Origin of the sequence: Pseudomonas fluorescens (genome assembly GCF_041354075.1) — a bacterium.
Lineage (GTDB): Bacteria > Pseudomonadota > Gammaproteobacteria > Pseudomonadales > Pseudomonadaceae > Aquipseudomonas > Aquipseudomonas fluorescens_CE.
The window spans coordinates 221,361-235,651 of the sequence record NZ_JARZGC010000005.1; the positions used below are offsets into that span (position 1 = coordinate 221,361).

Consider the following 14,291-nt stretch of genomic DNA (forward strand, 5'->3'; position numbering starts at 1 on the left):
TGTCCCTTTGCGCCAGGATGAGAAGTGCTGCGCAACTGTCTTATAAATGACACACCGCCCTCGGCTATACTCCCCGCATTTGAAACGGCCCCGAGGACTGACTGTGAAGAACTGGACGTTGCGCCAACGCATCTTGGCGAGCTTTGCGGTAATCATCGCCATCATGCTGCTGATGGTGGTCGTCTCGTATTCGCGGCTGCTGAAGATCGAAGACAGCGAAGCCAGCGTCCGTGAAGACGCGCTTCCCGGGGTCTATTACAGTTCGACGATCCGTGGCGCTTGGGTCGACAGTTATCTGCGGATTCAGGAAATGCTGGGCCTGAAAGAGGGGCAGGGCATCAGTGGCGAAGATGTCGCCGACTTCAAGGGCTATGAAGCGCGTGTTCAGGCAGCCATGGCCGACTATCGCGCCACTGTCACGACGGAAGAAGACAAGGTCGAATACGCGGCTTTCGAAAAACTCCATGCCGAATACGTCGAGATCCTCGGCGCCGTGCTCGATTTGCACAAGCGCAGTCAGGAGGCGCAAGCCATCGCGTTGTTCAACGAGCAACTGACGCCGGCGTGGACCGCCGGTCGCATGAAACTCAATGACATCCTGCGCCAGAACAAGGCGGTGGCCGACAAGGATATCGAGATCATCGACAACGCCGTGGTCTCGGCGAAAATCGTCATGGGCATCTCACTGCTGGTGGCCGTGCTGGCTGCAGCCCTGTGTGGCCTGTTGCTGATGCGCGCGATCATGGCGCCGATGAACCGCATCGTGCAGATTCTTGAAGTCATGCGCACTGGCGATCTCAGCGGCCGCTTGAACCTGGAGCGCAAGGACGAGTTCGGTGCGGTGGAAACCGGCTTCAACGACATGATGGTCGAACTCACGTCACTGGTGTCCCAGGCCCAGCGCTCTTCGGTGCAGGTCACCACCTCGGTGACCGAGATTGCCGCCACCTCCAAGCAACAGCAGGCCACTGCCACGGAAACGGCGGCCACGACCACGGAAATCGGGGCGACGTCCCGGGAAATCGCCGCCACCTCCCGCGACCTGGTGCGCACCATGACCGAGGTTTCTACCGCTGCCGACCAGGCCTCGGTGGCCGCCGGCTCAGGGCAGCAGGGCCTGGCGCGCATGGAAGAAACCATGCATTCGGTGATGGGGGCTGCGGATCTGGTCAACGCCAAGCTGGCGATCCTCAACGAGAAGGCCGGCAACATCAATCAGGTGGTCGTGACCATCGTCAAGGTGGCCGACCAGACCAACCTGCTGTCGTTGAACGCGGCCATCGAGGCGGAAAAGGCCGGGGAATACGGCCGGGGGTTTGCCGTGGTCGCTACCGAGGTCCGTCGCCTGGCGGACCAGACGGCCGTGGCCACCTACGATATCGAGCAGATGGTGCGCGAGATCCAGTCGGCGGTCTCGGCCGGGGTCATGGGCATGGACAAGTTCTCCGAGGAAGTGCGCCGTGGCATGTTCGAGGTGCAGCAGGTCGGCGAGCAACTGTCGCAGATCATTCATCAGGTGCAGGCGCTGGCGCCACGGGTGCTGATGGTCAATGAGGGCATGCAGGCCCAGGCCACCGGCGCCGAGCAGATCAACCATGCATTGGTGCAGTTGGGGGATGCCAGCAGCCAGACCGTCGAATCCTTGCGCCAGGCCAGCTTTGCCATCGACGAACTGAGCCAAGTGGCCGTCGGGCTGCGCAGCGGCGTTTCGCGATTCAAAGTCTGATGAGCGAACTCACGGCCAGACGCAGCGCTGTGAAGCCGGCGGCGCAGGCGTTGTTCCTGGTGTTTCGCATCGGCAGCGAACGCTACGCCCTGCGTGCGACCGACGTCGCCGAAGTGCTGCCACGCCTGCCCTTGAAGCCGATTCCACAGGTGCCGGCCTGGGTGGCCGGGGTGTTCGCCTACCGTGGCGCGGTGGTGCCGGTCATCGACCTCAGTGCATTGGCCTTCGGTGTCGCGGCCCAGGCCCGCACCAGCACCCGGCTGGTGCTGGTCAATTACCAAGCGGACGAAAACGCCGATGCGCAGTTGCTCGGGCTGATCCTGGAGCAGGCCACCGACACCTTGCGTTGCGATCCGACGGATTTCCAGCCCTACGGCCTCGACAACCGCCAGGCGCCGTACCTCGGGCCCGTGCGTGAGGATGCGCAAGGGTTGCTGCAGTGGGTGCGTGTCGCCGATCTGCTGGATGCGCGGGTTCGCGCGCTGTTATTCCCGTCGCCGCCACGGGACCCGGCACTGCTTGAGGAGCCGGCATGAACAGCGATCAACGGTTTTTCGATTTTCTCAAGGAGCGCATCGGCCTCGACGTGACGTCGGTGGGCCCGGCGATCATCGAGCGCGCGGTGCGCCAGCGCAGCACCGCGTCCCGTTCAGAAACCGCCGATGCGTACTGGCAGACCCTGCAGGGGTCGCGGGAGGAGCAGCAAGCGCTGATCGAAGCGGTGATCGTGCCCGAGACCTGGTTCTTCCGTTACCCGGAATCCTTTGCCACCCTGGCCAGGCTGGCGATCAGGCGGCTGGACGAACTCAACAACCTGCGTGCACTGCGCATTCTCAGCCTGCCGTGCTCGACCGGTGAAGAGCCCTATTCCATTGCCATGGCCTTGTTGGACGCGGGCCTCAAACCGCATCAGTTTCGCGTCGAAGGCATGGACGTCAGCCCGCTGTCGGTGGAAAAGGCCAGGCGCGCGCGGTATGGCAAGAATTCGTTTCGCGGCCAGGACCTGGCGTTTCGCGAACGGCATTTCGTCCCTGAAGACGACAGCTATCGCCTCGAGGCGCGAGTGCTGGAGCAAGTGCATTTGCAGGTCGGCAATCTGCTGGATCCGGCGTTGCTGGCCAACGAAGCGCCCTATGACTTCGTTTTCTGTCGCAACCTGCTGATCTATTTCGATCAACCTACCCAGCAGCAAGTGTTCGAAGTGCTCAAGCGCCTGACCCACGTCGACGGCGTGCTGTTCATCGGTCCGGCAGAGGGCAGCCTGCTCGGACGATTCGGCATGCGCTCGATCGGCATCCCGCAGTCGTTTGCATTCAGTCGCCAGGCGGCCCCCGCGCCTGAACCGGCGCCGGCTTTCGCGCCGACCCCGCTGCCGGTGCGTCAACCGCTGCGCAATGTGGCGCCACCGCCCGTGCGCAACCGGCCCTTCGCTATCCCGACGCCGCTGCCGGTGACGGGTAAAGCCGTCAATACGGAGGCGGCGGCGCTGTTGGCCAGCATCGCCAACCTGGCCAACGAAGGCAAAGGTGCCGAGGCCCGAGCGGTGTGCGAGCAATATTTGCGCAACCATGAACCGGTGGCGCAGGTGTTCTACTGGCTGGGGTTGCTCAGCGATGTCGCTGGCAGCGCCCTCGAAGCCCAGGGGTTTTATCGCAAGGCCTTGTACCTCGACCCGCAACATCCCGACGCCTTGATGCACCTGGCCGCCTTGTTGCAATCCCAGGGCGACACCGCCGGTGCCCGACGATTGCAGGCCCGTGCCGCCCGCAGCGAGCGCGTAGACAGTGAGCGCAAACGATGAATGCCACCGACGGCTTTAGCCTGACCCATGACGACGCCCAGGCCATCGACGACTGCTGGAACCGTATCGGTATCCATGGCGACAAGTCCTGCCCGCTGCTGATCGAACACATTCACTGCCGCAACTGTGCGGTGTATTCGGCGGCGGCCACGCGCCTGCTGGACCGCTACGCGTTACAGCAGGAAGATCGCGGACACGTCAGTACCCTGGTCGAAAGCGAAGTCAGGACCCGCTCGCTGCTGATGTTCCGGCTCGGCGAGGAGTGGCTGGGGCTGGCCACGCGCAGCCTGGTGGAAGTGGCACCGTTGCAGGCCATTCATTCACTGCCGCACCAGCGCTCACGGGCCTTGCTCGGCGTGGCGAACGTGCGCGGTGCATTGGTGGCGTGCCTGTCGCTGGTCGAGTTGCTGGGGCTGGATGGCACGAGCAGCGTGGCAAGCGGCGCGCGTGTGATGCCGCGCATGCTGATCATCGCCGCCCACGGCGGGCCGGTGGTGGTGCCGGTGGACGAAGTCGACGGCATCCATGCCATCGACGAACGCACCCTCGAAGCCGCGTCCCGTTCAGAGGCTCATGCCAATGCCAGGTACACCCGTGGCGTGTTGCAGTACAAAGGTCGCAGCCTGCGATGGCTGGATGAAGAACAGCTGCTGTCCGCCGTGACCCGGAGCCTGACATGACCCCCGAGCAGATGCGCGACGCCTCGTTGCTGGAACTGTTCGGCCTGGAAGCCGAAGCCCAGACCCAGGTGCTGAGCGCCGGCCTGCTGGCGCTCGAGCGCGATCCGACCCAGGCCGATCAGCTTGAGTCGTGCATGCGCGCCGCCCACTCACTCAAGGGTGCGGCCCGCATCGTCGGCGTCGATGCGGGGGTCAGCGTTGCCCACGTGATGGAAGACTGCCTGGTCAGCGCACAGGAAGGTCACCTGTACCTGCGCCCCGAACACATTGACGCACTGCTGCAAGGCACCGATTTGCTGATGCGCATCGCCACGCCGAACCATGCGCCGGCGCCCGCCGATATCGACGGGTATGTGGCGCTGATGGCGCGGTTGCTCGATCCACTGGCCGCCTTCGCGCCCCTCGGCACGCCAGCTGTACCGCCCATGGCCGAACCGCAGAGGCCCGTCGCCGAGCCGGTCGAGCCGGTCGTGCCGGAGGTCGAGCCGGTCAGCGCCACGCCGACCGAGCCCGTTCCCGCACCGCGTAAAAGCAAGCGCACCACTGAAAACGGTGAGCGGGTCCTGCGGGTCACGGCCGAACGCCTGAACAGCCTGCTCGATCTGTCGAGTAAATCCCTGGTGGAAACCCTGCGTCTCAAGCCGCACCTGGCCACCATGCAGCGCGTCAAGCGCATCCAGAACAACGGCCTGCGCGCGCTGGATAACCTCAATGTTCACCTCAAGGACCAGGACCTGAGCCTGGAGGCCCGAGAAGCGCTTGAGGATGCCCGCCGCCTGTTGGCTGAGTCCCAGCAGTTGCTGGTGGAGAAAAATGCCGAGCTGGACGAGTTTGCCTGGCAAGCCAGTCAACGGGCACAAGTGTTGTACGACACGGCGCTGGCCTGCCGCATGCGTCCGTTCGCCGATGTGTTGAGCGGTCAGGCGCGCATGGTCCGCGACCTCGGTCGCAGTCTTGGCAAGCAAGTGCGGCTGGAGATCGAAGGCGAGAAAACCCAGGTCGACCGCGATGTGCTGGAAAAGCTCGAGGCGCCGCTGACGCACCTGCTGCGCAACGCCGTCGATCACGGCATCGAAACCCCGGAACAACGGCGGTTGTCAGGCAAGCCGGAAGAAGGCCTGATCCGTCTGCGCGCGTCCCATCAGGCCGGGTTGCTGGTGCTGGAACTGAGCGATGACGGTCACGGCGTCGACCTGGAAAAGGTTCGTCGCAGCGTCATCGAGCGTCAATTGTCGCCGGCCGACACTGCGGCGCAACTGAGCGAAGAAGAGTTGCTGACGTTCCTGTTCCTGCCGGGTTTCAGCCTGAGGGACAAGGTGACCGAAGTGTCCGGGCGCGGCGTCGGCCTGGACGCGGTCCAGCACATGGTCCGCCAGTTGCGAGGCGCGGTGGTGCTGGAGCAGACGGCGGGCGAGGGCAGCCGCTTCCACCTTGAAGTGCCGCTGACGCTGTCGGTGGTGCGCAGCCTGGTGGTGGAAGTCGGCGACGAGGCCTACGCGTTTCCGCTGGCCCACATCGAGCGCATGTGCGACCTGGAGCCTTCGGACATCGTGCAGGTCGAGGGGCGCCAGCATTTCTGGCATGAAGGCCGGCATGTCGGTCTGGTGGCGGCCAGCCAGTTGCTCCAGCGTCCGGCGAGCCAGCACAGCCAGCAGACGCTCAAGGTCGTGGTGATCCGCGAGCGCGATGCGGTCTATGGCGTGGCAGTCGAGCGTTTCATCGGCGAGCGCACCCTGGTGGTCCTGCCCCTGGACGAGCGGCTGGGCAAGGTGCAGGACATTTCCGCCGGCGCCCTGCTCGACGACGGGTCGGTGGTGCTGATCGTCGATGTCGAGGACATGCTGCGTTCGGTGGACAAGCTGCTCAATACCGGGCGCCTGGAACGGATTGCCCGTCAAGGCGGCCAGGCAGTGGAGGCGGCGCGCAAGCGAATCCTGGTGGTCGACGACTCGCTGACGGTGCGCGAGCTGCAGCGCAAGTTGCTGATCAATCGCGGCTACGACGTGGCCGTGGCGGTAGATGGGATGGATGGCTGGAACGCCCTGCGCTCGGAAGCCTTCGACCTGTTGATCACCGACATCGACATGCCGCGCATGGACGGCATCGAGCTGGTGTCTTTGCTGCGCCGGGACAATCGATTGCAATCGCTGCCGGTCATGGTGGTGTCCTACAAGGATCGAGAGGAAGATCGACGTCGTGGACTGGATGCTGGAGCCGACTATTATCTAGCCAAAGCCAGTTTTCATGATGATGCCCTGCTCGACGCAGTGGTTGAGCTCATCGGAGGAGCAAGGGCATGAGGATCGCAATCGTCAACGATATGCCCATGGCGGTTGAGGCGCTGCGCCGTGCCCTGGCGTTCGAGCCTGGGCATGAAGTGGTCTGGGTGGCGGCCAATGGTGCCGAAGCGGTGCAGCGTTGCGCGGAAAATACCCCGGACCTGATTCTGATGGACCTGATCATGCCGGTGATGGACGGTGTCGAGGCGACCCGGCGCATCATGGCCGAGACGCCGTGCGCCATCGTGATTGTCACCGTCGATCGCCAGCAGAACGTGCACCGGGTGTTCGAAGCCATGGGCCATGGCGCCCTGGATGTGGTGGACACCCCCGCGCTCGGCGCCGGCAATCCCCAGGACGCGGCCGCACCGTTGCTGCGCAAGATCATGAACATCGGCTGGCTGATTGGCGATCGCGGCCACCGCGAGCGCCAGGCACCGAGCCCGTTGCGTAGCAGTGCCCCGCGCCAGCGCCTGATTGCCATCGGCTCCTCGGCGGGCGGGCCGGCGGCCCTGGAAGTGCTGCTCAAGGGCTTGCCGCGGGATTTTCCGGTGGCCATCGTGCTCGTCCAGCACGTGGATCAGGTGTTCGCCGCCGGCATGGCCGAATGGCTGGCCAGCGCCAGCGGCCTGAACGTGCGCCTGGCCTGCGAAGGCGAGCCGCCGCAGCCCGGCACGGTGCTGCTGGCAGGCACCAACCATCACATCCGCTTGTTGAAAAACGGCACGCTGGCGTACACCGCCGAGCCGGTCAACGAGATCTATCGACCGTCGATCGATGTTTTTTTCGAGAGCGTGGCCAGTTACTGGAATGGCGACGCCGTCGGGGTTTTATTGACCGGTATGGGGCGCGATGGCGCCCAGGGGCTTAAACTCATGCGTCAACAGGGTTACCTGACCATCGCTCAGGACCAACAAAGCAGCGCGGTGTATGGCATGCCCAAAGCGGCGGCGGCTATCGATGCCGCCACAGAGATTCGCGCTTTGGACAAGATAGCGCCACGATTGCTGGAGATTTTTGCCAAATGACTAGGTTTCGCTGCAATTCCGGTCCAGGTGATCAGGTGACCGCACATGAATGACCTACAGCTCGACGACTTCAAGACCGACGAGGAAAAGGGCGCGATGGTCCTGCTGGTGGACGATCAGGCCATGATCGGCGAAGCCGTGCGCCGCGGCTTGGCGAGCGAAGAGAACATCGATTTCCACTTTTGCGCCGACCCGCACCAGGCCATTGCCCAAGCGGTGCGCATCAAGCCGACCGTGATACTCCAGGACCTGGTCATGCCCGGTCTCGATGGCCTGAGCCTGGTGCGCGAATATCGCAACCACCCGGCCACCCGGGACATCCCGATCATTGTCCTGTCGACCAAGGAAGACCCGCTGATCAAGAGCGCGGCGTTCGCGGCGGGGGCCAACGATTACCTGGTCAAGCTGCCGGACAACATCGAGCTGGTGGCACGCATACGTTATCACTCGCGTTCCTACCTGACCCTGTTGCAGCGGGACGCCGCCTACCGGGCGCTGCGGGTCAGTCAGCAGCAATTGCTCGACACCAACCTGGTGCTGCAACGCCTGATGAACTCGGACGGCCTGACCGGCCTGTCGAACCGCCGTCACTTCGATGAATACCTGGAGCTGGAGTGGCGCCGTTCACTGCGTGACCAGAGCCAGTTGTCGCTGCTGATGATCGATGTGGATTACTTCAAGTCCTACAACGACAGCTTCGGTCACCTGGAGGGCGACGAAGCCCTGCGCAAGGTCGCCACGGCCATCCGTGACGCCAGCGCCCGACCTTCGGACCTGCCGGCCCGTTATGGCGGCGAAGAGTTTGCACTGGTGCTGCCCAACACCTCGCAGGGCGGTGCCCGCCTGGTGGCGGAAAAACTGCGCCAGACCGTCGCCGCGCTGAAGATCCCGCACATTGCACCGGCCGAAGGCTCGAGCCTGACCATCAGCGTCGGCCTGTCGACCATCACCCCGCAACCGGGCAGCGATTGCCGGCAGCTGATCCTGGCGGCGGACAAGGGGCTGTACCTGGCGAAGAACAACGGGCGTAACCAGGTGGGGATCGCCTGACCCCGGCGGCTCCTGCCGCCTGCCCGCAGGAGCGAAGGTCGTCGGCGATGACGTCGGTAACTGGACGCCCCGTGGTGCGCTGTCGACTCTCGGGAGCAAGCTCGCTCCTGCCGGCTGCGATTCAGTATCGGCATGGCTTTTCAGCCAGGCGGGCTGCCGTGACAGTCTGATTACGTTATACTCGCCGGCTTTCAAAAGTTCGCCTACGAGTGCTGCCCGCCATGGAAATCAATCCGATCCTGAACACTATCAAGGACTTGTCCGAGCGCTCCGAAACCATTCGGGGGTATCTTTGACTACGATCAAAAGCATGAGCGTCTGACCGAGGTCAATCGCGAGCTTGAAGATCCGAGTGTCTGGAACAAGCCTGAATACGCCCAGGAGCTGGGCCGCGAACGCTCTGCGCTGGCGCAGATCGTCGACACCCTGGACGAATTGTCCGGTGGCCTGGCCGATTGCCGGGACCTGCTGGACATGGCCGTCGAAGAGAACGACGAAGGTGCCGTGAGCGACGTGGTCGCCGAGCTGGCCCGCCTGGAAGAAAACCTCGCCAAGCTGGAATTCCGTCGCATGTTCAGCGGCGAGATGGACCCGAACAACGCTTACCTGGACATCCAGGCCGGCTCCGGGGGCACCGAAGCCCAGGACTGGGCCAACATCCTGCTGCGCATGTACCTGCGCTGGGCGGACAAGCGCGGCTTCGACGCGACCATCATGGAGCTGTCGGCCGGTGAAGTCGCCGGTATCAAAGGTGCGACCGTGCACATCAAAGGCGAGTACGCCTTTGGTTGGTTGCGCACCGAGATCGGCGTGCACCGTCTGGTGCGCAAGAGCCCGTTCGACTCCGGCAACCGTCGCCACACCTCGTTCTCTGCGGTGTTCGTCTCCCCGGAAATCGACGACAAGGTCGAAATCGAGATCAACCCGTCGGACTTGCGCATCGATACCTATCGTTCGTCCGGTGCCGGTGGTCAGCACGTCAACACCACTGACTCGGCCGTACGTATCACTCACGTACCGACCAACACCGTGGTCAGTTGCCAGAACGAACGGTCCCAGCACGCCAACAAGGACACCGCCATGAAAATGCTGCGGGCCCGGTTGTACGAGCAGGAGATCCAGAAACGCAACGCGGCTTCCCAGGCCCTGGAAGACAGCAAGTCGGACATCGGCTGGGGTCACCAGATCCGTTCGTATGTACTGGATGCCTCGCGGATCAAGGATCTGCGCACTAACATCGAACGCAGCGACTGCGACAAGGTGCTCGACGGCGACATCGACGAATACCTGGAAGCCAGCCTGAAGTCCGGGCTGTAAGACATTGTAGGAGCCGGCTTGCCGGCGATCCCCGGCCGCAGGCCGGGGGCAACGAACCTGATGGAATATTTGAAGACATGAGCGACCTAGAACTCGACCCGCAAGCCCTGCAACAGGAAGAAAACTCCCTGATCGCCCTGCGCAAGGAAAAGCTGGCTGCCGAGCGCGCCAAGGGCAACGCCTTCCCGAACGACTTCCGCCGTGACAACTACTGCGAAGACTTGCAGAAACGGTACGCGGACAAGACCAAGGAAGAGCTGGCAGAGGCTGCAATTCCGGTCAAGGTTGCCGGTCGCATCATGCTCAACCGTGGCTCGTTCATGGTCATCCAGGACATGTCCGGTCGCATCCAGGTCTACGTCAACCGCAAGACCCTGTCTGAAGAAACCCTGGCGGCGGTGAAGACCTGGGACCTGGGCGACATCATTGCTGCCGAAGGCACTCTGGCGCGTTCCGGCAAGGGCGACCTGTACGTCGAAATGACCAGCGTGCGTCTGCTGACCAAATCCCTGCGCCCGCTGCCGGACAAGCACCACGGCCTGTCGGACACCGAGCAGCGCTATCGCCAGCGTTACGTTGACCTGATCGTCAACGAAGACGTGCGCCAGACCTTCCGCGTGCGCTCGCAAGTGATCGCGCACATCCGCAGCTTCCTGATGAAACGCGACTTCCTCGAAGTCGAGACGCCGATGCTGCAGACCATTCCCGGCGGTGCCGCGGCCAAGCCGTTCGAAACCCACCACAACGCGCTGGACATGGAAATGTTCCTGCGTATCGCCCCGGAGCTGTACCTCAAGCGCCTGGTGGTCGGTGGTTTTGAAAAGGTCTTCGAGATCAACCGCAACTTCCGCAACGAAGGCGTTTCGACGCGTCACAACCCTGAATTCACCATGTTGGAGTTCTACCAGGCGTACGCCGACTACGAAGACAACATGGACCTGACGGAAGAACTGTTCCGCGAGCTGGCGCAGCTGGTGCTCGGGACGACCGACGTGCCGTACGGCGACAAGGTCTTCCACTTCGGCGAGCCGTTTGCGCGTCTGTCGGTGTTCGACTCGATCCTCAAGTACAACCCCGAGCTGACCGCTGACGACCTCAACGACATCGACAAGGCCCGTGCCATCGCCAAGAAAGCCGGTGCCAAGGTGCTGGGCTTCGAAGGCCTGGGCAAGCTGCAGGTGATGATTTTCGAAGAGCTGGTCGAGCACAAGCTGGAGCAGCCGCACTTCATTACCCAGTACCCGTTCGAAGTGTCGCCGCTGGCCCGTCGCAACGACGACAACCCGAACGTCACCGACCGTTTCGAGCTGTTCATCGGTGGCCGTGAAATCGCCAACGCCTACTCCGAGTTGAACGACGCGGAAGACCAGGCCGAACGTTTCATGGCGCAGGTGGCGGACAAGGACGCCGGCGACGACGAAGCCATGCACTACGACGCCGACTTCGTTCGCGCGCTGGAGTACGGCATGCCGCCAACGGCCGGCGAAGGCATCGGCATCGACCGTCTGGTGATGCTGCTGACCAACTCCCCGTCGATCCGCGACGTCATCCTGTTCCCGCACATGCGGCCGCAAGCGTAAATGTTTCAACTAAAAAGCCGCCTGAAATGGGCGGCTTTTTATTGCCTGTCTGGTACAAACGTATCAATTGGTTACTTTTGAAGTAGAGAGGAATTCCGGTTGTGAATGGCGCAAGGGCTCAAGAAGGTGCAGCGGATATCGCCACTGCCGTCGCTGAAAGTGTTCAGTACCAGGGGCGCAAGGCCAGTCGCCAGGGCAGCGAGCAGCGTCGGCAGGAGATTCTCGATGCGGCCATGCGCATTGTCGTGCGCGAGGGCGTACGGGCCGTGCGCCACCGTGCGGTCGCTGCCGAGGCCGGTGTGCCGCTGTCGGCCACCACCTACTATTTCAAGGACATCGACGACCTGCTCACCGACACGTTCGCCCAGTACGTGGAGCGCAGCGCGGCGTTCATGGCCAAGTTGTGGGTGAACAACGAAGGTCTGTTGCGCGAGATGGTGGTCGGTGGCGACGGCAGCCCTGAATCACGTTCGCAACTGGCGGACGATATCGCGCGGTTGATGGCCGACTATGTTCACCGTCAGTTGATCAACCGTCGCGAGCACCTGATGGCCGAGCAGGCGTTCCGCCAGGAGGCGCTGCTGAACCCGCGCCTCGCCGAGCTGGTGCGCTCGCACCAGCAGATTCTCCTGCAGGGTTCGTGTCAGTTGTTCCAGGTGCTGGGCTCCCGTGAGCCCCTGCAGGATGCCAAAGTGTTGACGGCGATTATCGGACGGATGGAATATCAGGGCCTGCTCAACGACGCCGGGCCTGAGGCCGAAACCGAGATGCTCGGCATACTTACACGTTATATGCATTTGGTGCTGGCTTCGGTTTAATCCCGGATCCATGTGGGAGCGAGCCTGCTCGCGATAGCGTTCTCATGTTCGACTATCGTTGCCTGACACTCATCGCGAGCAGGCTCCCTCCCACAGGTGCTCGATGTTCGCTTGGGCGAAAAGGGTTTTATAGGGAGTATTGGATGAAAGCCTGGCGTGTGGTCGTGATTGCCTTGTCGTTCCTGCTGCTCAGTGGCTGCCTGGTGACTTTCAAGCAGCCGCTGCCCACGAACGACCCCGCGCCCAAGGGTTTGCTCGGCCAGTGGACCAGCACCAATGCCTGGGGCGAGCCGATGAGCCTGGAACTGACGCGCACGGGCGACAATCGCTACCAGGCCGTCAGCTACTTCAAGGCCCGGCCCAGGGAGCGCGAAGCCTATCCCTTCACCGTTTCGCGCCACGGCAGCCGCTGGTACCTGTCGGCGAAGGTGCCGGCGCAGTTCGGCGGGCATTTCACCATTGCCGGGTTCGAGATTACCGACAAGCATGAGCTGGTGGTGTACAACCTCGACCTCGAACAGATCAAGCAGGCCATGGGGCAGAAGGTCCTCAGCGGCGAAGGGTTCCAGACCGACGATGGCGACGGGGTGCTGATCGATACCGGCATGGACCAGGTCTTCGCCTACCTCGACGATCCGGCCAACAGCGATGTGTTCGTCGAGGCGGTGCGCTACCAGCGTCAGGCCAAGACCCATTAAACCCAGCACGCAACGGTTTTTCTACAGGAGTTTCGGGTGGACGATTACCAGCAGACGATCCGTGTTTTGTCCGATCGCATAGTCCTGGCACAGACGCCGATCCGCGTCCTCGATGCGGTGAAGTGGGACGAAAACATTCGCAAGGGTTTCCTGAAGGCCAAGGGCAAGGAAATGCCGGCGGTGGACCGCGATTACTACCTCAATCGGCCGCTGTCCTTCGATTCCAGCAAGGTGAAACTGGAATTCCAGAACATCGAGCGCGACATCACCCGTCAGCTCGGCCAGTTCAACCCGGTCGGCCAGATCATGCGGCGCATGTGCAAGGAATACCGCATGGTCGTGCGCATGCTCGAGGCCCGGGGCACCGAGGATTTCGGCCTGATTTCCCAGGAGCTGTACGGTGCGGCGTCCGATGCGTTTCACGCCGGCGACCCGACCCTGTCCGACCTGGGCCTGATGCTTTCCGATTACCTCAACAACATCGATGGCCGGGGCGACCTCAAGGACGAACCGAAGATCCTCACCGCCAAGGATGCCGTGCATCTGTTGCAAACCCGCCTGAGCAAGGTGTTTGGCGAGGCCGAGGAAACCATCCGGGTATTCGAATCCGACGGGATTGTCGCGGATGCGGCGGCGGGTGCGGACTACATCAAGATCCGCACCGACGCGATGTTCAACGAACGTGACGTGCGCGCCCTGGAAGTCCACGAAGGGTTGGTGCACGTCGGGACGACCCTCAACGGCTTGAACCAGCCGATCTGCACCTTCCTGTCCAAGGGCCCGCCCTCGTCGACGGTGACCCAGGAAGGTCTGGCGATCCTCATGGAAATCATCACCTTCGCCTCCTACCCCAGTCGCCTACGCAAGCTGACCAATCGCACCCGGGCGATTCACATGGTGGAGGAGGGCGCGGACTTCCTGCAGATCTTCGATTTCTTCCGCGAGCAGGGCTTCGAAATGGCGGAAAGCTACGGCAACGCCAGTCGGGTGTTCCGTGGCTCGGTGCCCAACGGCCTGCCATTTACCAAAGACTTGTCCTACCTCAAGGGCTTCATCATGGTTTACAACTACATTCAGTTGGCCGTGCGCAAGGGCAAGCTCGAGCAGGTGCCGCTGCTGTTCTGCGGCAAGACCACCCTGGAGGACATGCGCACCTTGCGCCAGTTGGTCGATGAAGGCCTGGTGGTGCCGCCCAAGTATTTGCCGGAACAGTTTCGCGACATGAACGCGCTGTCGGCCTGGATGTGCTTCTCCAACTTCCTCAACCACCTGAGCCTGGACCGGATCGAGGCGGATTACTCCAACATCCTTTGA

At 62.8% G+C, this 14,291-nt stretch carries 11 protein-coding genes and 2 pseudogenes; all 13 read left to right on the plus strand.

Going from position 1 to position 14,291, the window contains the following annotated elements; all coding sequences use genetic code 11:
• Positions 1 to 163 precede the first annotated feature (163 nt).
• Positions 164 to 571, plus strand: a pseudogene (locus QIW53_RS27280) (MCP four helix bundle domain-containing protein); the annotation flags it as partial.
• A pseudogene (locus QIW53_RS08885) lies at positions 551 to 1,726 on the plus strand (methyl-accepting chemotaxis protein); the annotation flags it as partial. The pseudogenes QIW53_RS27280 and QIW53_RS08885, both read left to right, overlap by 21 nt.
• Positions 1,726 to 2,262, plus strand: coding sequence for a chemotaxis protein CheW (locus tag QIW53_RS08890; RefSeq protein WP_371049258.1), 537 nt, complete (start codon positions 1,726 to 1,728; stop codon positions 2,260 to 2,262). The pseudogene QIW53_RS08885 and the gene QIW53_RS08890, both read left to right, overlap by 1 nt.
• Entirely contained in the window at positions 2,259 to 3,527 is a 1,269-nt protein-coding gene (locus tag QIW53_RS08895; RefSeq protein ID WP_371049259.1) for a CheR family methyltransferase, read from the plus strand. The genes QIW53_RS08890 and QIW53_RS08895 overlap by 4 nt, the downstream gene beginning before the upstream one ends.
• Positions 3,524 to 4,207: a chemotaxis protein CheW gene (locus QIW53_RS08900; protein WP_192302565.1), complete on the plus strand. Its 684-nt coding sequence runs from the start codon at positions 3,524 to 3,526 to the stop codon at positions 4,205 to 4,207. The genes QIW53_RS08895 and QIW53_RS08900 overlap by 4 nt, the downstream gene beginning before the upstream one ends.
• Positions 4,204 to 6,507, plus strand: a complete 2,304-nt coding sequence (locus QIW53_RS08905) for a hybrid sensor histidine kinase/response regulator (protein WP_371049260.1) — start codon at positions 4,204 to 4,206, stop codon at positions 6,505 to 6,507. Before QIW53_RS08900 ends, QIW53_RS08905 begins: the two co-directional genes overlap by 4 nt.
• Positions 6,504 to 7,514 (plus strand): chemotaxis response regulator protein-glutamate methylesterase, encoded by a 1,011-nt coding sequence (locus tag QIW53_RS08910; protein WP_371049261.1) that lies wholly within the window; start codon positions 6,504 to 6,506, stop codon positions 7,512 to 7,514. The genes QIW53_RS08905 and QIW53_RS08910 overlap by 4 nt, the downstream gene beginning before the upstream one ends.
• 45 nt (positions 7,515 to 7,559) lie before the next feature.
• Positions 7,560 to 8,564 carry a diguanylate cyclase domain-containing protein gene (locus QIW53_RS08915; RefSeq protein ID WP_371049262.1) on the plus strand — a complete coding sequence of 335 codons (1,005 nt, stop codon included), beginning with the start codon at positions 7,560 to 7,562 and terminating at the stop codon, positions 8,562 to 8,564.
• A gap of 221 nt (positions 8,565 to 8,785) precedes the next feature.
• Positions 8,786 to 9,881 (plus strand): peptide chain release factor 2 gene (gene prfB, locus QIW53_RS08920; protein WP_371049263.1). Its coding sequence is split into 2 segments (ribosomal slippage): positions 8,786 to 8,857 and positions 8,859 to 9,881, totalling 1,095 coding nucleotides; the frame shifts between segments, so codons are not numbered across the junction.
• Positions 9,882 to 9,958: 77 nt separating this feature from the next.
• Complete coding sequence (gene lysS, locus QIW53_RS08925; RefSeq protein ID WP_371049264.1) at positions 9,959 to 11,461, plus strand: lysine--tRNA ligase; 1,503 nt, start codon at positions 9,959 to 9,961, stop codon at positions 11,459 to 11,461.
• A gap of 101 nt (positions 11,462 to 11,562) precedes the next feature.
• The gene (locus QIW53_RS08930; protein ID WP_371049265.1) at positions 11,563 to 12,279 is read left to right on the plus strand and encodes a TetR/AcrR family transcriptional regulator; all 717 of its coding nucleotides are present in this window, start codon (positions 11,563 to 11,565) and stop codon (positions 12,277 to 12,279) included.
• A gap of 143 nt (positions 12,280 to 12,422) precedes the next feature.
• Complete coding sequence (locus QIW53_RS08935; protein WP_192302558.1) at positions 12,423 to 12,977, plus strand: hypothetical protein; 555 nt, start codon at positions 12,423 to 12,425, stop codon at positions 12,975 to 12,977.
• 36 nt (positions 12,978 to 13,013) lie between these two features.
• A complete protein-coding gene (locus QIW53_RS08940; RefSeq protein ID WP_371049267.1) occupies positions 13,014 to 14,291 on the plus strand; it encodes a flavohemoglobin expression-modulating QEGLA motif protein in 1,278 nt (425 codons plus the stop codon).